The organism is Acinetobacter sp. YH16051, assembly GCF_013417135.1.
Classification (GTDB): Bacteria; Pseudomonadota; Gammaproteobacteria; order Pseudomonadales; family Moraxellaceae; genus Acinetobacter; species Acinetobacter towneri.
On the sequence record NZ_VPEN01000023.1, the window covers coordinates 1 to 20397 of the forward strand.

19 protein-coding genes, 1 tRNA gene and 1 pseudogene are annotated in these 20397 nt (G+C 41.5%); 15 read left to right on the top strand and 6 right to left on the bottom strand.

Translation table 11 applies throughout. The features are described 5' to 3' along the window. Window positions 1-163 precede the first annotated feature (163 nt). Together FTV41_RS12550 and FTV41_RS15215 are read right to left on the bottom strand one after the other, a co-directional pair. Window positions 164-763, bottom strand: a complete 600-nt coding sequence (locus tag FTV41_RS12550) for an IS607 family transposase (RefSeq protein ID WP_016659757.1) — start codon at window positions 761-763, stop codon at window positions 164-166. After that, the gene (locus tag FTV41_RS15215) at window positions 763-1122 is read right to left on the bottom strand and encodes a hypothetical protein (RefSeq protein WP_257221958.1); all 360 of its coding nucleotides are present in this window, start codon (window positions 1120-1122) and stop codon (window positions 763-765) included. The genes FTV41_RS12550 and FTV41_RS15215 overlap by 1 nt, the downstream gene beginning before the upstream one ends. Before the next feature lie 480 nt (window positions 1123-1602). Here FTV41_RS15215 and FTV41_RS12560 point away from each other — a divergent pair, with 480 nt between their 5' ends. Then, window positions 1603-2604: an AraC family transcriptional regulator gene (locus tag FTV41_RS12560; protein ID WP_179996646.1), complete on the top strand. Its 1002-nt coding sequence runs from the start codon at window positions 1603-1605 to the stop codon at window positions 2602-2604. 153 nt (window positions 2605-2757) lie between these two features. After that, window positions 2758-3432, top strand: a complete 675-nt coding sequence (gene aqpZ / locus FTV41_RS12565) for an aquaporin Z (protein ID WP_179996650.1) — start codon at window positions 2758-2760, stop codon at window positions 3430-3432. 152 nt (window positions 3433-3584) lie between these two features. Here the strand turns inward: aqpZ and FTV41_RS12570 are convergent, their stop codons facing one another. Together FTV41_RS12570 and FTV41_RS12575 are read right to left on the bottom strand one after the other, a co-directional pair. Continuing rightward, window positions 3585-3830, bottom strand: a complete 246-nt coding sequence (locus tag FTV41_RS12570) for a hypothetical protein (protein WP_004974374.1) — start codon at window positions 3828-3830, stop codon at window positions 3585-3587. A 49-nt stretch (window positions 3831-3879) separates the two neighbouring features. Beyond that, window positions 3880-4956 (bottom strand): DNA/RNA non-specific endonuclease, encoded by a 1077-nt coding sequence (locus tag FTV41_RS12575; protein WP_004974371.1) that lies wholly within the window; start codon window positions 4954-4956, stop codon window positions 3880-3882. Window positions 4957-5300: 344 nt separating this feature from the next. Between FTV41_RS12575 and FTV41_RS12580 the strand changes: the two genes are divergently transcribed. After that, window positions 5301-5906, top strand: a complete 606-nt coding sequence (locus FTV41_RS12580; RefSeq protein ID WP_004974369.1) for a hypothetical protein — start codon at window positions 5301-5303, stop codon at window positions 5904-5906. 83 nt (window positions 5907-5989) lie between these two features. Here FTV41_RS12580 and FTV41_RS12585 read toward each other — a convergent pair whose 3' ends face one another. Then, window positions 5990-7870 carry a potassium transporter Kup gene (locus FTV41_RS12585; protein WP_179996647.1) on the bottom strand — a complete coding sequence of 627 codons (1881 nt, stop codon included), beginning with the start codon at window positions 7868-7870 and terminating at the stop codon, window positions 5990-5992. Window positions 7871-7989: 119 nt separating this feature from the next. On the opposite strand from FTV41_RS12585, the gene FTV41_RS12590 reads away from it, so the two are divergent. Continuing rightward, window positions 7990-8080, top strand: a tRNA-Ser gene (locus tag FTV41_RS12590). Window positions 8081-8938: 858 nt separating this feature from the next. Here FTV41_RS12590 and FTV41_RS12595 read toward each other — a convergent pair. After that, window positions 8939-9589 carry a response regulator transcription factor gene (locus FTV41_RS12595; protein WP_004974358.1) on the bottom strand — a complete coding sequence of 217 codons (651 nt, stop codon included), beginning with the start codon at window positions 9587-9589 and terminating at the stop codon, window positions 8939-8941. Between the two features lie 243 nt (window positions 9590-9832). Between FTV41_RS12595 and FTV41_RS12600 the strand changes: the two are divergent. The 11 genes and pseudogenes from FTV41_RS12600 to FTV41_RS12650 form a co-directional block, all read left to right on the top strand. Continuing rightward, a pseudogene (locus FTV41_RS12600) lies at window positions 9833-10003 on the top strand (secretion protein HlyD); the annotation flags it as partial. A gap of 346 nt (window positions 10004-10349) precedes the next feature. Next, on the top strand, window positions 10350-11471 hold the full coding sequence (ribBA, locus tag FTV41_RS12605; RefSeq protein ID WP_096902634.1) for a bifunctional 3,4-dihydroxy-2-butanone-4-phosphate synthase/GTP cyclohydrolase II: 1122 nt from the start codon (window positions 10350-10352) through the stop codon (window positions 11469-11471). An 11-nt stretch (window positions 11472-11482) separates the two neighbouring features. After that, a complete protein-coding gene (ribE, locus tag FTV41_RS12610; protein WP_004974350.1) occupies window positions 11483-11953 on the top strand; it encodes a 6,7-dimethyl-8-ribityllumazine synthase in 471 nt (156 codons plus the stop codon). Between the two features lie 4 nt (window positions 11954-11957). Then, a complete protein-coding gene (gene nusB / locus FTV41_RS12615; RefSeq protein ID WP_004974349.1) occupies window positions 11958-12407 on the top strand; it encodes a transcription antitermination factor NusB in 450 nt (149 codons plus the stop codon). A gap of 25 nt (window positions 12408-12432) precedes the next feature. After that, window positions 12433-13362, top strand: a complete 930-nt coding sequence (gene thiL / locus FTV41_RS12620) for a thiamine-phosphate kinase (protein WP_004974348.1) — start codon at window positions 12433-12435, stop codon at window positions 13360-13362. Beyond that, window positions 13328-13849: a phosphatidylglycerophosphatase A gene (locus FTV41_RS12625; RefSeq protein WP_096902633.1), complete on the top strand. Its 522-nt coding sequence runs from the start codon at window positions 13328-13330 to the stop codon at window positions 13847-13849. The genes thiL and FTV41_RS12625 overlap by 35 nt, the downstream gene beginning before the upstream one ends. Window positions 13850-13867: 18 nt before the next feature. Next, complete coding sequence (gene glmU / locus FTV41_RS12630) at window positions 13868-15232, top strand: bifunctional UDP-N-acetylglucosamine diphosphorylase/glucosamine-1-phosphate N-acetyltransferase GlmU (RefSeq protein ID WP_179996648.1); 1365 nt, start codon at window positions 13868-13870, stop codon at window positions 15230-15232. Between the two features lie 12 nt (window positions 15233-15244). Then, window positions 15245-17086 (top strand): glutamine--fructose-6-phosphate transaminase (isomerizing), encoded by a 1842-nt coding sequence (glmS, locus tag FTV41_RS12635; protein WP_179996649.1) that lies wholly within the window; start codon window positions 15245-15247, stop codon window positions 17084-17086. A 157-nt stretch (window positions 17087-17243) separates the two neighbouring features. After that, entirely contained in the window at window positions 17244-18053 is an 810-nt protein-coding gene (locus FTV41_RS12640; RefSeq protein WP_000085286.1) for a heteromeric transposase endonuclease subunit TnsA, read from the top strand. Continuing rightward, window positions 18037-20127 carry a DDE-type integrase/transposase/recombinase gene (locus FTV41_RS12645; protein ID WP_000269331.1) on the top strand — a complete coding sequence of 697 codons (2091 nt, stop codon included), beginning with the start codon at window positions 18037-18039 and terminating at the stop codon, window positions 20125-20127. The genes FTV41_RS12640 and FTV41_RS12645 overlap by 17 nt, the downstream gene beginning before the upstream one ends. Beyond that, window positions 20124-20315: a hypothetical protein gene (locus FTV41_RS12650; RefSeq protein WP_218945192.1), complete on the top strand. Its 192-nt coding sequence runs from the start codon at window positions 20124-20126 to the stop codon at window positions 20313-20315. The genes FTV41_RS12645 and FTV41_RS12650 overlap by 4 nt, the downstream gene beginning before the upstream one ends. Window positions 20316-20397: the final 82 nt, after the last annotated feature.

Below are 20397 nucleotides of genomic sequence, written 5' to 3' on the forward strand. Positions count from 1 at the left end.
CATCACGAATAGCTCTGTCACTGATATTCAAACCTGAAATAGCACCATATTTAGCCCACACCTCGCTACGAATACGACCAAGTAAAACAGCTTGTTTCTCAAGCTGTTTGTACTTTTGCACATTCAAGTTTTTACAATGGTGGATGCGTGTTAGTTTCAAAAGTTATTCCTTGATGTTCACTAATTCTTTAACTTTTTCTTTGTATTTTCTTAATCCGTAAAGTCGAGAGGAAAAACAATGAATAATCGCTAACAAGTCTTGTGTTACTTCTTCCGTTGGGGAAAGAGATTCTTGATTCATAATAATAACTTTACAACCATGTCTTTCAGCAAAAGATTCAAACCACTCAAAACCAAAACGCACCAAACGGTCTTTGTGAGCGATGACAAGCATTGAAACTTTACCCATTTCAATATCAAGAAAAAGCTGATTGAATTTCTTTCTTTTATAATTCAAACCACTTCCAACCTCTGACACCCAATCATCAACAGCATAGCCATTTACAGTACAAAAAGTTTCTAAAGCTGACACCTGATTAGCTAAATCGGGCTTTTGAGCAACACTAGATACCCTTGAATAAACAATTACTGATGATTTAGCTTCCGTTGCTTTTATACCGATATATTCAAGGTATTGATCGTGCGTGTAGTATCTGCGATTTTTAGGATTTCGACATGCAACCAAAATACCTTCGGCATCCCATCTTTGTAGAGTTTTAACCGACTTCCCAATCATTTCACCGAATTTAGCAGGAGAATACATTAATCAATCTCCGCTAACTTCTTGAAATCCTCAAGTGTATAGTCTTTAAATATGGATTCATCACAATATATGGCTAGATCATTGTCTTCATCCCATCCACAGATAGGGCATGTATAAGGGGATGATGCGACTCCTAGCTGATTATATTTTAATAAAATATCGTCACAAACCTCATAAAGTTCTGAATCCTCATGATGATCAACAACTTCAAGGAAAATTAGTTCACTAATATTTTCTGCAAATTTTTTGTATTTTTCAGGCACTTCTAGTTGATATGGCTCTACTAAATCATCTAGTTTTTTAGCGCAAGCATCACCAAAAATCTCTAATAATTTTTCCTCATATTCTTGACAGCGCATACCTTGTCCTGAAACGTGAGTACATTCAGAAAAGCCTGTATTTGCATTAATAAAATCAGCATAGGTGGGGCATTTATCGGAGAGTGATTGATTTGTTTTTTCAGGGTACGAAGAACAATCATAGCCTAAATCTACAATATCGGTTTCATAGAAATCATTCTTTGACCACTCACCATAGACCCATGATGCAAATTCCTTAATAAACCCATCTTTATTTTCAGGGGATACAAAATAAGCAAGGTCTTACTCTACTTTCTTTAAGCTTTCAGTCAAGTATTTCATTGCAAGTTTTTTTAAAATTTAATACCTAAATTGTATATGTTTGACTATATGTGTCAATATAATTATTTTCTATAAATCACTCCTTAAACACAGGACATCTTGACTCTGATGTTCACTATAGGCATGTGAGATTGACTAGATCTTGACCAAAAAAATCAATATCATTGACAAATGACGACAAAAATAAACCGATAACACATGCAACAATTCAAAGAGTATACGGGCTCGATCTATGGTGGCTTAGGGCATTTATTGATGTGCTATTACCAAGCAAAAAAGCTGCCCATTCCAGAAAAATTACATCAGATTCAAAATCTGGAACGTTTTGATTATGCCCTCTGGCGTGACTTGCTCAGCACTTTGGAGCAACAATTACCACAACCTGCTTTGGGTTTGGAAATTGCCAAATACGTGCAGCCCAAACATTTAGGCATCATTGCGTATTTAGCCTTGTCTTGTGATCATCTGGGTGAAGCATTACAGCGTTACCACGATTTTCATCGCTTGATTTACGATGGTGGCCCGTTGCAAGTCGAAGCACAAAACGATTATTTATCCATTCGTTGGTCAGAATTGCCCGTGCACATGACCACACAATTAACCGATGAAATTGCCATTGCTTTAATGATGGAATTTTTGAAGCACTTTATGCAGTTTGAAGATATTTGCCTGCACGAAGTACATTTTCATCATCCTGCACCCAAAAATATTGCACTGTATGAGCAGTATTTTCATTGTAAAGTGCGCTTTTCTCAGCCAATTACCCAAGTGTTGTTGCCTGTTTCCGAACTGGCAAAACCTTTTCATCAGGGCGATCAAACCTTACAGCATTTATTGTTGCAACAGGCGCAAGCCTTACTGGAAAAGCTACCGAATAGCACCCAAACCGATCAGCGTTTACAGCAAGCCATTTTGACGGGGCTGCAAAAAAATATGTATCAAATTGAACATATTGCTCAGCAATTACATATTTCTGTACGTCAGTTGCAACGTCATTTGCAACAGCAAGGCACGACCTACCAAAAACGCATGCAGGAAGTACGCTGTTTATTGGCAGAACAATATTTACAAGACCCACATTTAAGTCTGCAAGAAATTGCGCTATTGCTGGGTTATTCAGAACAAAGTGCCTTTCAGCGTGCGTTTAAACAATGGACGCAGCACACACCACAACAATGGCGGATGCAACGTGCTTCATGATTGCTTCTTTTTACTTTAATTTGTGTTAAATTCATCACAATATCGATCTAAAATGCGATTAATTTAATTGAAGTTTGATTAATTAACTCAAAAAATAAGCACTGGAGAATCAAATTGAATAAGTATTTCGCAGAACTGGCTGGCACATTCTAGCTGGTATTTGGTGGTTGTGGTGGTGCGGTATTGGCTGCAGCTTTTCCTGAATTGGGCATTGGTTTTGTGGGGGTATCCCTCGCGTTCGGTCTGACCGTATTAACCGCGGCCTATGCACTTGGGCACATTTCAGGTGGTCAATTTAACCCTGCAGTCAGTATTGGTTTGTGGGCAGGTGGACGTTTTGAAGCCAAAGAACTCGCACCGTATATTATTTCACAAATTATTGGTGCGACTCTGGCCGCACTGGTGTTGTATCTGATTGTACAGGGTCAGGCAGGTTTTGCAGGCACAGGCGGTTTCGCGACCAACGGTTATGGTGATTTATCTCCAGGAAAATATGCCCTCAGTTCAGTATTATTGATTGAAGTGGTACTCACTGCTGGCTTTTTGATGGTGATTATGGGTGCAACCGCCAAACGTGCACCTGCAGGTTTTGCTCCAATTGCAATTGGTTTGGCACTGACCTTAATCCATCTGATCAGTATTCCTGTAACCAATACTTCCGTGAACCCTGCACGTAGTACAGGTGTGGCGTTCTTTGCTGAAACTGCAGCACTCAGCCAGCTTTGGGCTTTCTGGGTTGCACCGATTGTAGGTGCGGTGATTGGTGCGGTGATTGGTGCGGTGATTGGTGCGGTGCTGTATCGCGCTATGGCAAAAGCTGAAGACTGATCTTCAAAACTTTAAATCCACAGCTTTTCAAGATGTCTGGGATTTATCTAAAAACACACAAAACAACAAAGCCCGTTCAAGCGTTTGAGCGGGCTTTTTAATGGCTTAGATGAGCAGATTAAAGTAGATTTAATATCTTGAGATGGCATCCATTATAAAAATGGATTTTCAATTTCACCCGCTTCGGGACGATCTAACTTTTCAGGCAGATTCGGAGTCTGCTCCAAAGTTGCAACAACTTCATTCAAAAAAGCCTGTAGTGCTTTGGCTGCCTGTAAACCCGCCTGATCTTTGCTGATTTGCAAATTGCCATACACATTGATGCAATCTAAATCATTTTCTAAGGTTAAGTCATGAATCGCATGTGATTCAGTCCCATTTTGAAACGGTTTAAACATTGAATTCACCTTAGCATGAAGGATGCAATATCCATCATCTTAACCCAGTTTAAGATTTCAACAACTGTAAAATATATTGCAATAAAGCTTCAATCAATTGCTTCACAATTGCATCTTGGGTATCTGCATCAATGCTAGCACCCGATGCAGGACTACTGCCTGAGCGTTTAAATTCGGTTTGCAAGGCTTGTAATTGCTCAGCAGATACATCTTCTGCGCACTGGCTTTCTGCATCCCAATGTGAGTAGGCAATCGGTGTATTGGCTTTTACAGCATTTGCAGTCAAAGGCAATTTATAGGTATTGCGCTTTTGTTCTTCACTTAATTGTGGGAATAAATTAATGCCCAACTGTTCTTCTAAATAGCAGACACTCACCACTTGCACCTGTAACGAGTCGTTATTGGGCGCGTAATAAGCCCCTATCGCGCCTGTTTTGGGCATATACACAGCTTTATACACCGCAGTCGGCACAATAACGCCCTGCCCAATGGTTTTTAGACGCTTGGCATTAAAACTTGGCCCCGTAATCACATACACATCTTGCTTTTGCTTAGTCACCACCGCTCGGGTGGCTTCTTCAAGTTCACGCCAGACCTGCTGATTATTTTTAGGGGCTTGCGGCACCATATTTGCCAAAGAAAAACTGTCAAACTGGGCTGCCAAGTTGGTCATGTCGGCATTCGGTGCCATGTGTCCACGGTCATAACCCGAACCACGATAATCCAGCAAAGTCGCACGATGCTCGGCTTTGACGCGCGGTTCTTCGTGAAAGTTATCTTCACGTGGAATCCGCTGACTCAAACGCGCTGGTGTTAAGGCTTCTGCCACCCATAACGGGGTTTTGGATACCCCTGAATACATCACATTAAAGTCATTAAAACACAGCGGATAGCTGTCTTTTTGCAGGCTATTTTTCAGTAAATAGGGCGGCGTTTCTCGATAGAACTGGGTTAGGCAAGCACTATTTCCTGAACTCGGCACCAGTGAAGTCCACTGGCTAATTTTTTCTTGACCAAAAGCAATCACAAAACTCCCTGTTGCCACTACACCGAGTAGCACTTTCAAGCTGTTTTGATTGAAAATTTGAGTCCAAATGTTGTTGGAATTGCGCCGTTTTCTTGCCATAACCGTTACTGTGACTTCGCTCTAAATCCGCAGAGTTTGCCCGAGCTTAACAATCCACTCACAGCTTGTATATGAAGCACCTCTTGTTCGTCTAACAATTAAACAAAACCCGCGCCATAACACCACAAAAGCCATACACAGCCTGAGTTTTAAGCACTTTTGACATCAGTCTAGATCAAGTTTGGTAGATTTGATTGCATCCGTTTTAGCGAATCTGCCAAGCTAAATACACCTTAAAGACATCGCTCAGCGACACCCAAGCGCATTGCGCTGCTCTAGCTGGATGTCATTGACGATTTAAATTGGTTTTAACTTTATTTTTGCGATTTTTGATGGAGAAATACATGCGTTTTCATCTTTTTGCTTGTGCTTTGGTTGGTAGCAGTATCAGCATTTCTGCCTTTGCCGAACCACCCATTCAAGCAGGTGATACTTTAGAAAGTTTATCTAAAGTCAAAATAAGCACCACGATTAATGGGCAAGCAGGCTCACTACAAGAATTAATCGCCAATGGTCAGATACGCATTGTACCGAGTACAGATACAAACTTAACAAGTCCAGCAGAAAATATAGCGCAACAGCCTGCAAACCAAATTTCAGCCGAACAAGCCAATCTGGCTCAAGACAATGTACCGATGACGATGCCTGTCGGGACTGAATCCGAACTGCAACACGCAGCGCAGGCAGAGCAAGTGAGCGAACAACACATACAAGCCACCTCTGCGCCATTATTGTCATCTTCAGCCGATTTACCTGTAAATGCTGGCGATGATGTGGATGTCACCGCAGAAGCGCTAAATGCTGCACCACAAAACCCTGCTGCATCTGAACAAGCAGCAGTCAATCTGCCCACGACTGAACGGCTTGAAACCACAGCACCTGCGGCACAGGGCGCAGATGTAAACGATATAGATTTAAGCCATCTACAACCAAGTGATACGGAACAATAAGATCTGTTTAAGACCAATCTTGAGCTAAAAATAAAAAACCAGCACTTTATAATGCTGGTTTTTTAAAATCTATTGAGCAGTTTTTAAATTTCGATTTGACTACCCAATTCCACCACACGGTTGGTTGGAATTTGATAGAAATCACTCACAGGACTGGTATTGCGCTGCATTGAAATAAACAGTTTTTCACGCCACGGTGACATGCCATCGCCCACCGTATGCATAATTCGATCACGCGAAATAAAGAAGCTCATTTGCATCATATCGAATTCAAACTCAAGCTGTTCATAGGCTTGTTTCAAGGCATTTGGAATATTTGGCTGATCTTTAAAACCGTAATACATGGCAATCCGATAAAAACGATCATCCAGTTTTTCGACTTGAATCCGATCTTGCTGCGCCACAAATGGAATATCACGCGTGATGACCGTTACCATGATATTGCGTTCATGTAAGACCTTGTTGTGCTTAATATTATGCAACATGGCATGTGGCACAATGTTAGGCGTACCTGTCAAGAAAATCGCATCGCCAGGGACAAATTTGGTTTCATTGCCCATACTAATACTGTGAATGAATAGGTCTATCGGCAAGGCATCTTTTTCCAAACGATTGAAAACCAATGCACGACCATCTTTCCACGTCATTAAAATGGTATACATGATGGCGCCAATTAAAATTGGCACCCATCCCCCTGACACAATTTTGAGCGAGGTCGAAGCCACAAAAATTAAATCTAGGGTTAAAAATGGCACTGCAAAAAGGGCAACTTTCCACATCGGCCAACGCCAAAAACCATAGGCCAGCACTGAAATTAAAATCGTGCCACACAGCATGGTCATGGTCACTGCCACGCCATAAGCACTGGCAAGTCTGGCACTATTTTCAAATAATAAAATTAAGATAAGCACCGAAATAAATAAGGCCCAGTTAATGAATGGCAAATAGATTTGACCACGTTCGACATCGGACGTGTGGCGTACCGTCAGGCGAGGCAAATAACGCAATTGAATGGCCTGATTAACCATTGAAAATACCCCTGTGATCACCGCTTGAGAAGCGATCACTGCCGCAGCCGTAGCTAAACCAATCATCGGGTATAAGCCCCATTCAGGCACCAACATATAAAACGGATTTTCAATTGCTGCAGGGTTGCGTAGCAGTAATGCGCCTTGTCCCGCGTAATTCAATAACAAACAAGGTAAGACAATTAAAAACCACGCGAGGCGAATGGGCATCCGCCCAAAATGTCCCATATCGGCATAGAGTGCTTCGCCACCCGTCATGGTCAAAATTACGGCGCCCATGGTGAGAAATGCAACAAAGGGTTGCTCTACTACAAAGTTAAACGCCCAGTGTGGACTGACCATGGCCAATACAAATGGAGTTTGGATGATACTGAGCAGCCCCGCACCGCCAATGGCTAAAAACCACAGCAAAGTCAGTGGTCCAAAAAATTTGCCCATCGTACCTGTACCATGACGCTGCACAATGAACAGTCCTGCCAAAATACCAATTGAGAGCGGTACGAGCCATTGATTAAAAATAGGCGTGGCAATACTTAGCCCTTCGATAGCCGACAATACTGAAATAGCGGGGGTGATAATACCATCGCCAAAGAACAGGGATGCGCCAATAAAGCCAAGTGCGATCAGAAAGATTTTTTTGTCTTCGGCAATGCGGGTGGTGCGCAGGTTCAATGCCAATAATGACATGATCCCGCCTTCGCCATTGTTATCGGCACGCATAATGATAGTGACGTATTTGAAGCTGATGGTGAGCATCATGCACCAGAAAATCAGGGATAAAATTCCCAATACACTGGCTTGAGTAATTGCAAGATGGGCCGTTAAAAAAGTTTGTCGGAAGGCGTACAGGGGGCTGGTTCCGATATCCCCAAATACGACGCCGAGCGCAGCCAAGGTAATGACGGGTAAGGCTGCTTTTTTTGCAGTACTTTGCATAGGTGTCTTCGATTTAGACGGTATTTTTGAGAATCATAGCACTACGCTGAAAGTTTTTCTCTAAATCAAATGTTTCAACTTGGCTTTGTACTATTTTTTGGTTATTATCCACCGCCTATGGTGAAGTGTCCGAGTGGCTGAAGGAGCACGCCTGGAAAGTGTGTATACGTTAATAGCGTATCGAGGGTTCGAATCCCTCTTTCACCGCCAAACATTATTCTCATGAAGTCTCATGTGATCTTAAAAAGCTTGAATCTAAAGGGTTTAGGCCTTTTTTATGTTTAATGCAATCCACTTTATCTATTGCAAGCTTGATCTAGTTGGGGTTATAACTAGGGGTATAATAAATTACCCCCAAAACTATACCCCCAATTCTGTGGAATCATTGCAATGCTTACAGATGCTCAAGTCAGAAAAATAAAACCATCGGAAAAGAAAGCCAAATAATTACCTATGATCGAAATCTAGCACATATCACGGCTGGCGGGCTTGGTTATCGTGAATTCTAAAAGTTGAACCCATATAGGGGGAAGCCCCCTACTCACTTAGGTATGATTTATTCAAATCACCATTCATCTATTACTATTAAAATATATTCGTCCTTCTATGTATTTCTTATTAGTGGCGGGTTTTCTCGCTGAGGACAACTTCACACGATTGGATTTATGGGTACAGATACAATCAAAGCCTAAGAATCTCAAAAGAGGCATGTCGCCTATCATTAAACTGATATGCTATTCAGCTCATGTTGATTTTTACTCATTTTATCAACATGACAACCTAAATATGTTTATGTCATCGACATGACAACTCTCTCATGTCGATTTTTATCGGTTTTATCGACATGACAGCCTGAATATGTTTCAGGCCATACAGCTAAAGACATAAGACAATATTCCTTTTAGGTTTTTAAGCACATCAACAACCTGAACGCCAAATGTCACATCCTAAAGTGAATTAGCTTTCTAAAAAGGTCATTATCAACCAAACACCCAATAAAAAACCACTGCTCAATCTTCCAGATCAACACAGCGGTTTTAAACTCATCTTTTACAGATCAGTCACATCTTACATTTTCTTTTCTTCAATATTTAACGCATTGATTGCCAATACCGCCTGAGTACGATTTTGCACACCCAATTTACGGAAAATTGCGGTCACATGCGCTTTAATCGTCGCTTCAGAAACATCTAATTCATAGGCAATTTGCTTATTCAACAAACCTTCTGCCACCATCATCAATACACGGAATTGCTGTGGTGTTAAAGACTGAATACGTTCAGCCAAAGCTGTTTCATCTGCAGCGCGAGGGTCAAAGTTAACATTCGCAGCCAAGTTTGGCGGCAACCAAATCTCACCTTCTAAAACTTGACGAATTGCTTCACCAATATGGCTCGGATGTGCCGATTTTGGGATATAACCCATCGCCCCATGCGCAATTGAACGTTGAATAATCGATGCTTCTTCGTGAGCGGACACCACAATAATTGGGATAGATGGATATTGCGCACGCACATGCACCAATGCAGAAAAGCCCGATGCCCCTGGTAAATTCAAGTCCAATAAAACAAGATCAGGCTCAGGTCCATTTTCCAAACGTTCGTACAATTCATTAACTGCAGCAGTTTCATGAATTTGAGCTTGCGGTAAGCTATAACGAACCGCCTGAATTAAGGCATGGCGAAACAGCGGATGATCATCAACGATTAATATATTCATAACAGACGTGAGAGATCTTGGGCACAGTTGTTATATTCTAACCATACAAAGACAATTAAGGATATGCAAGACATGACTTTTTTGCATTTATTGTGCAATTAATCACAGAAAAGCGTTTATTTTTTATGTTTTCAGCGCTCAGTCAAAAAGGTTGATCATTTTGTGGATTTTTTAATCAGTTTTATTTTACAACCAAAACGCTCAAAACAAGATGTAATATGAAATAGAAAATATCCCAAGATAAGGGTTTATATCCGTACCGATTCAGACAAACTCAGCAACAAAGCAGGACAAGCGTTTGATATTACCCCGGGCATGGTCGCAACAGTCGATATTAAAACGGGTGAAAAAACGGTGTTGGATTATCTGATCAAACCATTCAACAAAGCCAAAGAAGCCTTACGTGAGCGCTAAACAGAAATTCTCTTATACCTGAATTTAATGAATCATCTCATCCCTGATTCTTGCCTTCTCCCAAAACCCAATTGGGTTCAAATGAAGGCGAGAATGAGGGCGATAATATCCTATGCCCTCTACAGTTTTATTTTTCACAGATTTTGCATTTCATCTTAATGGCCTAAACAATCTACAGCAACGCAGTAAATCCTTATTTCCGCCTCTTTCCAAGCCTGATGACACTGTGTATAACCATAAGTCACGCAATGAAAATGATAAGCATAGGCAAAACAGGTAAAAAACCGTTAGACTATGCATCTCTCTCATTCAATGTCGTTTCAGACAAATAAGAAGGTAAAGGTTGATGCCGCTCAATACTGTCGAAGAGCTTGTAGCAGATATCCGTGCAGGAAAAATGGTCATCCTCATGGATGATGAAGATCGTGAAAATGAAGGTGATTTAGTCATTGCCGCAACCCACGTTCGCCCTGAAGATATCAACTTCATGATCACACACGCGCGTGGTCTTGTTTGCTTAACCTTAAGTCGTGACCGTTGCCAGCAATTAAACCTACCGTTAATGGTTGATGCCAATGGTGCACAACACGGTACGAACTTTACTTTGTCGATTGAAGCTGCTGAAGGCATTACCACGGGTATTTCTGCCGCAGAACGTGCGCATACCATTCAAACCGCTGTCGCTGCACATGCCAAGCCTGCCGATATTGTTCAGCCTGGGCATATTTTCCCACTCATGGCACAGCCAGGTGGTGTATTGCACCGTGCAGGACATACCGAAGCAGGTTGTGATCTTGCCCGTTTGGCAGGTTTAGAGCCTGCATCGGTAATTTGTGAAATCATCAATGAAGACGGCACGATGGCGCGTCGTCCAGATTTAGAAATTTTTGCTGAAAAGCACGGGTTAAAAATTGGTACTATTGCCGATTTAATCCACTATCGCATGACCAATGAACAAACTGTAGAGCGTTTGGATCAGCAAAGCATCGACACCGAATATGGTACTTTTGACTTATATCGCTACCGTGAACTGGGGAACCCAGACATTCACTTGGCATTGGTCAAAGGCGAGCCGAAAGAAGGCGTTACCACAGTACGTGTGCATGGTTTTAATCCAACCCGTGATTTGCTGAAGCTGAAAAAAGCAGATGGTTCGGCAACTTGGAATTTAGACCGTGCTTTAAAAGAAATTGCCAACAGTGAACGTGGTGTTTTGGTCTGGATTGGTCAAGCTCAATTGCAAGACTTGGGCCCTGCTCTAGACAGCCTTAAATCCCCGAAACAAGGCAAAGCCAATGCTGCATTGTCACAGCAATACCAAACCATTGGCGTGGGTGCACAAATTTTACGTGATTTAGGCGTTGAAAAAATGAAGCTACTCAGCTCACCATTACGTTTCAATGCTTTATCAGGCTTTAACTTAGAAGTGGTGGAATATATCACCGCAGATCCAACATCAGAGAAATAATCGAGGTTGCTATGGCAATTCGCCGTATTGAAGGTTTATTACATCTCGCTAGCGAAGGCCGTTATGCGATTTTAGTCGGTCGTTTTAATAGTTTTGTGGTTGAGCATTTGCTTGATGGCGCAATTGACACATTGAAACGTCATGGCGTATCAGAGGATAATATCACCGTTGTTCATGCACCAGGCGCTTGGGAACTTCCTGTTGTGGCTAAAAAATTAGCTGCATCGAATGGTTATGATGCCATTATTGCACTCGGCGCAGTGATTCGCGGTAGCACTCCACACTTTGACTTTGTTGCAGGTGAATGTGCCAAAGGCTTAGGTGTGGTTGGTTTAGATACTGGCTTACCTGTGATTAACGGTGTATTGACTACGGATAGTATTGAACAAGCAATTGAACGCTCTGGAACAAAAGCAGGTAATAAAGGAAGTGAAGCTGCCTTAACTGCAATTGAAATGGTTAACTTGTTAAAGGCTATTTAACGCTATGTCGCAAACACTTCAAGCAACTTATGCAGCAAAACGTAAAGCACGTCGTTTTGCTGTGCAAGGTATTTATGAATGGCAGATGAGCCACAATCCAGTACATGAAATTGAAGCACGTACCCGTGTGGAAAATGCCATGCACAAAGTGGATCTCGGCTATTATCATGAATTGTTGACTCAAGTGGTTGCCAATCATGAAGCATTGGATGCATTACTGGTGCCTGTTCTTGATCGTGACATTCAAGCCCTCGATGGTGTTGAACTCGCCACCTTACGTTTAGGTGCTTATGAGTTAGAACAACATCTGGAAATTCCATACCGTGTGGTATTGGATGAAGCGATTGAATTGGCAAAACACTTTGGTGGTGCAGACAGCCACAAATACATCAATGGTGTATTAGACCGTCTTGCCAACAGCTTACGTGCAGCAGAAAAGCAACAAAGCAACTAATTCAAAGTATTGAGTCGATTGTTGTATGGCTGAGTTTTCCATTATTGAGACCTATTTCAACAGACCGCGTCCCGATGCAGTCGATTTAGGTGTCGGTGATGACTCAGCTCTGCTCACCCCTCCGCCGCAACAACAATTGGTCATTTGTGCCGACACTTTAGTCGCTGGACGACATTTCCCCCTCGATACCAACCCACATGCGATTGGTTGGAAATCGGTTGCGGTCAATTTATCTGACATTGCCGCCATGGGTGCCACCCCACACAGTATATTATTGGCATTGAGCCTACCCCAAATTGATCACGACTGGCTCAAAGGGTTTAGTCAGGGTTTACATGATTGTTGCGATCAATTTGGGGTAAGTTTAATTGGTGGAGATACCACACAAAGCCCGCATCTCACCATTTCCGTTACCGCCTTAGGCTGGATTGAACAAGGACATGCCATTCCACGTTCAGGCGCGCAAGTCGGTGATTATATTTGCGTCAGCGGACAAGTCGGTGATGCCGCTTTTGGTTTAGATCATCTCGATCATCCTTTAAAACAACGTCTCGACTACCCAACACCACGTTGTCAACTTGGACAACAACTCAAAGGTCTGGCTTCAAGCATGATTGATGTTTCAGATGGCTTGGCACAAGATTTAGGGCATATTCTCAAAGCCTCTCAGGTCGGTGCTTGTATTGAACTCAGCCAACTGCCTATAGATGCTGCATTAACCGAATTACCACAACAAAAGCAGTGGCAATATGCCTTGGCAGGTGGCGATGACTATGAGTTATGCTTTACAATAAGCCCACAAAATTATCAGCAGCTTTTGCAAAAACCGCTGAATACCCCTATTCATATTATTGGCAAAATTAACAATCAAAACCGCTTAAGCTTTGAACAGAATGGCGTAGATCGTTCACTTCATTTTCATGGATACCAACACTTTGCAAAAACCCGCGATTAATTTCAAAGCCATGTCTTGGACTGACCGACTGATTGTATGCTGTGGTGTTGGCTTCGGTTCAGGTCTACTACCCAAAGCTCCCGGTACCTTTGGTTCGGCCTTTGCCCTACTGTTCATTCCCATTTGGTTCGCGCTTGGTTTCATTCCAAGCCTTTTTGCCATTGCCATCATGTCCCTCGTTGGCATATATATCTGTGGACGTACTGCACAGGTTATGGGCGTACATGATGATGGTCGTATTGTTTGGGATGAATTTGCAGGACAATCGATTACCTTTTTACCTCTGATTTTTATCAATCAAATCAGCTGGGTCTGGGTAATTGTGGGTTTTGCCCTATTCCGACTATTTGATGTGTGGAAACCTTGGCCAATACGTGTGATTGACCGTCGGGTCGAGGGTGGTTTTGGCATCATGCTGGACGATATTATTGCGGGTCTTTGGGCCGCATTATGTATTTATATTTATTTATCTTTTACTTTGGTTTAGCCATCACTAGGATTCAACATGTCTACCACCGTGATTATTCTTGCAGCAGGTAAAGGCACGCGCATGCGTTCAAATTTACCAAAAGTATTACAACCTCTTGCAGGACGCCCACTCTTGGGTCACGTGATTAATACCGCAAAAAAATTACAAGCAGATCATATAATTACCATTTACGGTCATGGCGGTGCTTTGGTGCAAAATGCGTTTGCGCATGAACAGGTACAGTGGGTCGAACAAGCTGAACAGTTGGGCACAGGTCACGCAGTCAAAGTGACTTTGCCTGTTTTACCACGTGAAGGTGTATCACTGATTTTATCGGGAGATGTACCTTGTATTACAGAGCAAACTTTACAAAAGCTACTCGATGTTTCACGTGAAACCCAAATTGGCTTGGTGACACTTACCCTTGCTGATGCCACGGGTTATGGTCGTATTGTACGTGAAAACGGTAAAATTCAAGCGATTGTTGAACATAAAGATGCGTCTGAAGCCCAGCGTCAAATTCAGGAAATTAACACGGGTATTTACTGCGTCAGCAATGCCAAATTACACGAGTGGCTACCTCAACTGAGCAATAACAATGCCCAAGGTGAATATTACCTGACCGATATTGTGGCGATGGCCATTGCCGATGGCTTAGAGGTTGCCTCTGTGGAACCTGAATTGGCTTTTGAAGTCGAAGGCGTAAATGACCGTGTGCAACTGGCTGCCTTAGAGCGTGAGTTCCAAAACTTCCAAGCCAAGCAATTGATGCAACAAGGTGTGCATTTAATCGACCCGACCCGCTTTGATTTACGTGGCAATCTCCATGCAGGTAAAGACGTTCGCATTGACATTAACGTGATTATTGAAGGTAATTGCGAACTAGGTGATGGCGTAGAGATTGGTGCAGGTTGTATCCTCAAAAACACCAAAATTGCTGCGGGCACTAAAGTTCAGCCGTATAGCGTATTTGACCAAGCGGTTGTAGGTGAAGATGCGCAAATTGGCCCGTTCTCACGTTTACGCCCGGGTACAATATTGGCCAATGAAGTGCATATTGGCAACTTTGTTGAAGTGAAAAACAGTCAAATTGGTTTAGGCTCCAAAGCCAACCACTTTACCTACTTAGGGGATGCCGAAGTGGGTGCAGGCAGCAATATTGGTGCAGGTACAATTACTTGCAATTATGATGGTGCCAATAAATTTAAAACGATTATTGGTGACCAAGTCTTTATTGGTTCAAATAGTTCATTGGTTGCACCTGTCACCATTGCCAATGGTGCAACGGTAGGGGCAGGATCGACTATTACCCGTGATGTTGCAGAACAATGTTTAGCCGTAGAACGCTCAAAACAGTTCACTAAAGAAAATTATCAACGTCCACAAAAATTGAAAAAATAAGAGGTATTTCCTATGTGCGGTATTGTCGGTGGCGTTGCAGAACGTAGTATTACCAATATCCTCATTGAAGGTTTAAAACGTTTAGAATATCGTGGATACGATTCCGCAGGTTTGGCACTGATCAGCCAAGGTCAAGTGTTACGTGAACGTCGTGTCGGTAAAGTTGCAAATCTTGAGCAAGCAGTACTAGATTCTCAAATAACAGGTTCACTCGGTATTGCGCACACGCGTTGGGCAACACATGGTAAACCGACTGAAAACAATGCACATCCGCATATTTCTGGCAATGTTGCTGTCGTACACAACGGTATTATCGAAAATTATCAAGAACTGAAAGACGAGCTGGAAACTTTAGGCTATGTGTTCAGTTCTCAAACGGATACTGAAGTGGTTGCCCATTTGGTCGACCATGCTCTTAAAACTGCACCGAGTTTATTGGCTGCGGTACAGCAAGTCGTGCCACAACTGAAAGGTGCTTATGCACTTGGAATTATCCATACCGATTATCCAGATGAGTTGATCACGGTACGTGAAGGTTCGCCTTTGGTGATTGGTGTCGGTATTGGCGAAAACTTTATCAGTTCAGACCAATTGGCGTTATTGCCAATTACCAACCGTTTCATGTATTTGGAAGAAGGTGATATTGCCCGCTTAACCCGCCACAGCATTGAAGTTTTTGTAAATGGTCAAACGGTTCAACGCCCTGTAAAAGAGCTGGATGCAACTGTAAGCAATGCATCGAAGGGTGAATATAAGCACTACATGCTCAAAGAAATTTATGAGCAACCTGAAGCGATTCAACAAACCATTTCACAAGCATTAAATGGCAACGCTTTACGTGAAGATTTCCTGAAAGATGCTGAGCTTGATTTTGCCAAGATTCAACAGGTACAGATTATTGCCTGTGGTACCAGCTACCATGCGGGGATGATTGCAAAATATTGGTTTGAACAGCTGATTAACTTGCCATGTCATGTGGAAATTGCCAGCGAATACCGTTATCGCACGCCAGTGATTGTGAATAATACGTTGTATGTGTGCATTTCACAATCGGGTGAAACTGCAGATACTTTAGCTGCTTTACGCGACACGCAAAAACGTGCTGCTGCAAAAGGCTTAAATATTAGCACCATGACCATTTGTAACGTAGCGACTTCATCTATGGTGCGTGAAACCCATCATAGTTTGTTGACGCTTGCAGGTCCTGAAATTGGTGTGGCATCGACCAAAGCCTTTACGACACAGTTGGCAGCATTAATGCTGTTGGTGCTCAAAATTGGTCAGGTGAAAAATGCAATTGCAGCGACAGAAACAGCGGAAATTATTGCAGACTTGTGGCACACACCAAAAGTAATTTTAGATACTTTGCAAAATGATACGGCAATTTTACGTTTGTCTGAATTGTTTGTAGAGAAAAATCACTGCTTGTTCTTGGGTCGTGGCACACAATTCCCAATTGCCTTGGAAGGTGCTTTGAAACTGAAAGAAATTTCATATATTCACGCAGAAGGTTATGCTGCGGGTGAATTAAAGCACGGCCCATTGGCATTGGTAGACAATGACATGCCTGTGGTGATTTTAGCACCGCAAGATGACATGCTGGATAAACTGAAATCCAATATGGAAGAAGTACAGGCACGTGGTGGTGAGCTGTTTGTATTTGCAGATGAACACAGCGGCATTCCTGCAGATAAAGAGCGTCAGCATGTGGTTTATGTACCGCAAGTCAGCGCGTTGCTTGCGCCAATTGTGTATAGCATTCCTGTGCAGTTGTTGTCTTATCATGTGGCAGTTTTGCGCGGTACTGATGTCGATCAACCTAGAAACTTGGCAAAAAGCGTAACAGTGGAATAATGTTGATTAAATTCAATTATTTAAATGTGCTTAGACAATATAGTTTTAAACTAAACATTAAAGTTCTAAACTGTAACAATATAGTTCTAAACTAGACATTAAAGTTGTAAACCTGATAAACCCAGCTATACTGATTAAAAAGTGGCTGGGTTTTTCTATGAGTAGAGCACCGAGATTTTTCACACAAGAACAAATTAGCAAAAGAATAACAAGTGGTCATGGACAAGGTATGGGAAAAGATTACCAACCATGGCTGACTATTCAGGATGTACCTTCTCATGGGGTATCTCATCGTATTTACTCTCATAAAACGCAGAGAGTTCATCATTTACTTTCAAATTTGGAACTGTACGTTTTTTTGATTTTAGATTGGTCTAGCTCTGTTCAGGATATACGGGAACAATTCCCTTTGAATCTAGATGACACAAAAGAAATCTGTTTAGAGCATGGTTTGAGACATCCAAGCATACAAGGCTCAGATCAAGTCATGAGTTCCGATTTTCTGATTGATACGAATAATAAGAACAAGCCTCAATTTGTAATTCAGGTAAAGCCTTTAAAAGAGCTATTAAAAGAAAGGACTATTGAAAAACTAGAAATTGAACGTCGATACTGGGCACTCAAAGAAATTCCGTGGAGTATTGTGACTGAACAAAATATTCCTACAACTGCCCGAAAAAATCTCGAATGGTTAAGCCCCTTTGTTACAGAACATATAGATCCTGATATCTGGGACAAACTACATTTAATTTCTTATTATTTTTCAAAGAAACCAAGTGTTTCCATCATTAAACTTTGTAAAGAGGTTGATGTTCAGGAAGGAACTACAGCTGGAACAACCCTACAATATCTAAGAATACTCATAGCAAATCGTTTGATCAAATTTGATATCCAACAACCATTCCAAAAGTTAAAAGGTTCTGACCTAGAATTTGATTTAGAGGTATCTTATGTGGCGAACCAATGAAGTCGTTAAATTTGATGAAAGCCACTACCGGATTTTATTCTTTCAATCTGGAGAAATCATATGGATTAATATGGAGGAAACCAAAGGTGTTCCCTCTTTAGTTCTTGAAGAGCAACTTTCACAATGGATTGATGAAAAACGTTTATTTAGAAGTTCAGACCCTTTTGAGTATCTAAAGTCTATAGAACCACCCATAAATTCAGTCGCTTTTGAAAAACGTGCTCAGGCTTATCAAATTATTGAACCAATTATATATGACAAAGGCTGTTTTAATGAAGAAATTAGAGCTAAACGGGTTCGTTTAGTAGAACAAAAAAATATCGCAACTAAAGCTACAATATACAAATATCTCCGCCGCTATTGGCAAAGAGGTCAAATTCCAAATGCTTTACTACCAGATTATAGAAATGCTGGAGCACCAGGCAAGCCAAGAACCTTGGCAGGCACTAAAAAATCAGGAGCAAAGCGTAAATTTGGCGACGGGACTGGTATTAAAGTCACGCCAGAAATAGAAAGGCTCTTTCGGTTAATAGCTGAGTCTGAATTATTAAATGATAAAAAAATTAATATCACATCTGCTCATCGAAAATTTGAAGAACTTTTTGTCCAACATTACCCACATATAAAACAGGCAGATATTCCGACACGTAGACAGTTTGACTATTTCTACAAACGTGAATACCAACTTCCACAAAGAATAGAGGCTAGAACACCTGTATTAAGTTTCCAAAAAGATATACGACCATTAAGCGGGACTGCTACAGCAAATACGCTTGGGCCTGGTAGTCGTTATGAAATTGATGCAACTATTGCTGATATTTATTTAGTTGCTGATGATGACCGAAGTAAGATTTTAGGTCGTCCCACACTTTATGTCGTGGTTGATGTTTTTAGTAGAATGGTGGTTGGTTTCTATATTGGCTTTCACAACCCATCATATGTTGTTGCTATGCAAGCTATTGTAAATGCTTGCAGTGATAAAGTTGATCTATGCAAGATGTTTGGGATTGATATTCAACCAGAACAATGGCCAACGATAGGTTTGCCGGATGCCATTCTTGCTGACCGTGGCGAAATGATGAGCCATCAAGTCGAACGTTTAATCTATGGTTATAATGTTCGTATTGAAAATGCACCTGCTTATCGAGGGGATGCTAAAGGAATTGTTGAGCGCTACTTTGGAACGTTACAGGCAGAATTCAAACCCTATGCCCCTGGCGTAGTAAAAGGAAACCGTATTAAAAAACATGGCGAAAGTGATTACCGCCTTGAGGCAGCTCTGCCCATTACAGCATTTACCAAGATGATCATAAAGACAATACTTTATCGTAATCAGCATCATGTATTGGATACTTATGACAGAGAGGCCGATTTCCCTCCAGATTTACCTTCTATCCCATTACATATATGGAATTGGGGTATTCAAAACCGCACAGGTCATCTTCGCATCGTAGAACCAACACCTTTTCGGATCATGATACTACCTCGTAAGAAAGTTTCCATTTCTACTTCTGGCGTCAATTTATGGGGACTGTATTACATTGGATCAGAGATACTTAGAGAGGGTTGGCTACATCGTAGTAAAGAAGTCTCTCGCCCACAGGATCTTCAAGCTGCCTATGATCCAAGTAATGTAGATAAGATATATTTATTTCCGAAACATGATAGTACGATCTATTGGGAATGCTCTTTATCAACTAAAAGTCGTCAATTTTCGGGTAAATCATTTTGGCAAGTCTGGGAAATACAAGATCAAGAAAAAAATCTACATGCAATTGGAAAAGATAATAGCAAAGCTGCTCGTAGAGAGCTGGATCAATTTATTCGTGACACCATTGCTGAAGCAAAAAAAATGGCGACCAACTCTGGTGTGTCAAATCGTCAGCGTTTATCTGAAATTAAATCAAATAAAAAATCTGCTCGTGAAAATGAAAAATTATCAGATAATTACTCGAAGACTGATAAACACCCTAAAGATAAAGGAACGATTATTTCATTTAAGCCAAAGCAAGATGAATCAAGTTATCCACAATTCGTTCCAGGTTTTTTTGATGACGAGGATGACCAATCATGAATAATCTAATAACAGATGCTGAGTATCATGACACTGGTGTGCATGCTTACAAAGGTAATCCTTTCATCGAAGCTTTACCTCCCATTCAAGAGCCTTTTGAAGATACAAAAATTCTCATCTCTAAAGTAACACCTACCCTTGACGATGAACCGTACCGGGTTTGTCGGAGACTTTTTTATTTAAGTTAGGCCACCTGACCTAACGGGTTAATCTTATCATAGTACATTGCTTCAAACTCAAAAGGCGATACATAACCCAGTGCACTGTGTA

What these genes read in the sequence shown, in the direction of transcription:
- glmS (WP_179996649.1), top strand. Translation starts at nt 15,245, where the DNA reads ATGTGCGGTATTGTCGGTGGCGTTGCAGAACGTAGTATTACCAATATC.
- FTV41_RS12650 (WP_218945192.1), top strand. Translation starts at nt 20,124, where the DNA reads ATGAATAATCTAATAACAGATGCTGAGTATCATGACACTGGTGTGCAT.
- glmU (WP_179996648.1), top strand. Translation starts at nt 13,868, where the DNA reads ATGTCTACCACCGTGATTATTCTTGCAGCAGGTAAAGGCACGCGCATG.
- nusB (WP_004974349.1), top strand. Translation starts at nt 11,958, where the DNA reads ATGTCGCAAACACTTCAAGCAACTTATGCAGCAAAACGTAAAGCACGT.
- thiL (WP_004974348.1), top strand. Translation starts at nt 12,433, where the DNA reads ATGGCTGAGTTTTCCATTATTGAGACCTATTTCAACAGACCGCGTCCC.
- FTV41_RS12570 (WP_004974374.1), bottom strand. Translation starts at nt 3,830, where the DNA reads ATGTTTAAACCGTTTCAAAATGGGACTGAATCACATGCGATTCATGAC.
- ribE (WP_004974350.1), top strand. Translation starts at nt 11,483, where the DNA reads ATGGCAATTCGCCGTATTGAAGGTTTATTACATCTCGCTAGCGAAGGC.
- ribBA (WP_096902634.1), top strand. Translation starts at nt 10,350, where the DNA reads ATGCCGCTCAATACTGTCGAAGAGCTTGTAGCAGATATCCGTGCAGGA.
- FTV41_RS12595 (WP_004974358.1), bottom strand. Translation starts at nt 9,589, where the DNA reads ATGAATATATTAATCGTTGATGATCATCCGCTGTTTCGCCATGCCTTA.
- FTV41_RS15215 (WP_257221958.1), bottom strand. Translation starts at nt 1,122, where the DNA reads ATGCGCTGTCAAGAATATGAGGAAAAATTATTAGAGATTTTTGGTGAT.
- FTV41_RS12640 (WP_000085286.1), top strand. Translation starts at nt 17,244, where the DNA reads ATGAGTAGAGCACCGAGATTTTTCACACAAGAACAAATTAGCAAAAGA.
- FTV41_RS12550 (WP_016659757.1), bottom strand. Translation starts at nt 763, where the DNA reads ATGTATTCTCCTGCTAAATTCGGTGAAATGATTGGGAAGTCGGTTAAA.
- FTV41_RS12560 (WP_179996646.1), top strand. Translation starts at nt 1,603, where the DNA reads ATGCAACAATTCAAAGAGTATACGGGCTCGATCTATGGTGGCTTAGGG.
- FTV41_RS12625 (WP_096902633.1), top strand. Translation starts at nt 13,328, where the DNA reads ATGGATACCAACACTTTGCAAAAACCCGCGATTAATTTCAAAGCCATG.
- FTV41_RS12585 (WP_179996647.1), bottom strand. Translation starts at nt 7,870, where the DNA reads ATGCAAAGTACTGCAAAAAAAGCAGCCTTACCCGTCATTACCTTGGCT.
- FTV41_RS12575 (WP_004974371.1), bottom strand. Translation starts at nt 4,956, where the DNA reads ATGGCAAGAAAACGGCGCAATTCCAACAACATTTGGACTCAAATTTTC.
- FTV41_RS12580 (WP_004974369.1), top strand. Translation starts at nt 5,301, where the DNA reads ATGCGTTTTCATCTTTTTGCTTGTGCTTTGGTTGGTAGCAGTATCAGC.
- FTV41_RS12645 (WP_000269331.1), top strand. Translation starts at nt 18,037, where the DNA reads ATGTGGCGAACCAATGAAGTCGTTAAATTTGATGAAAGCCACTACCGG.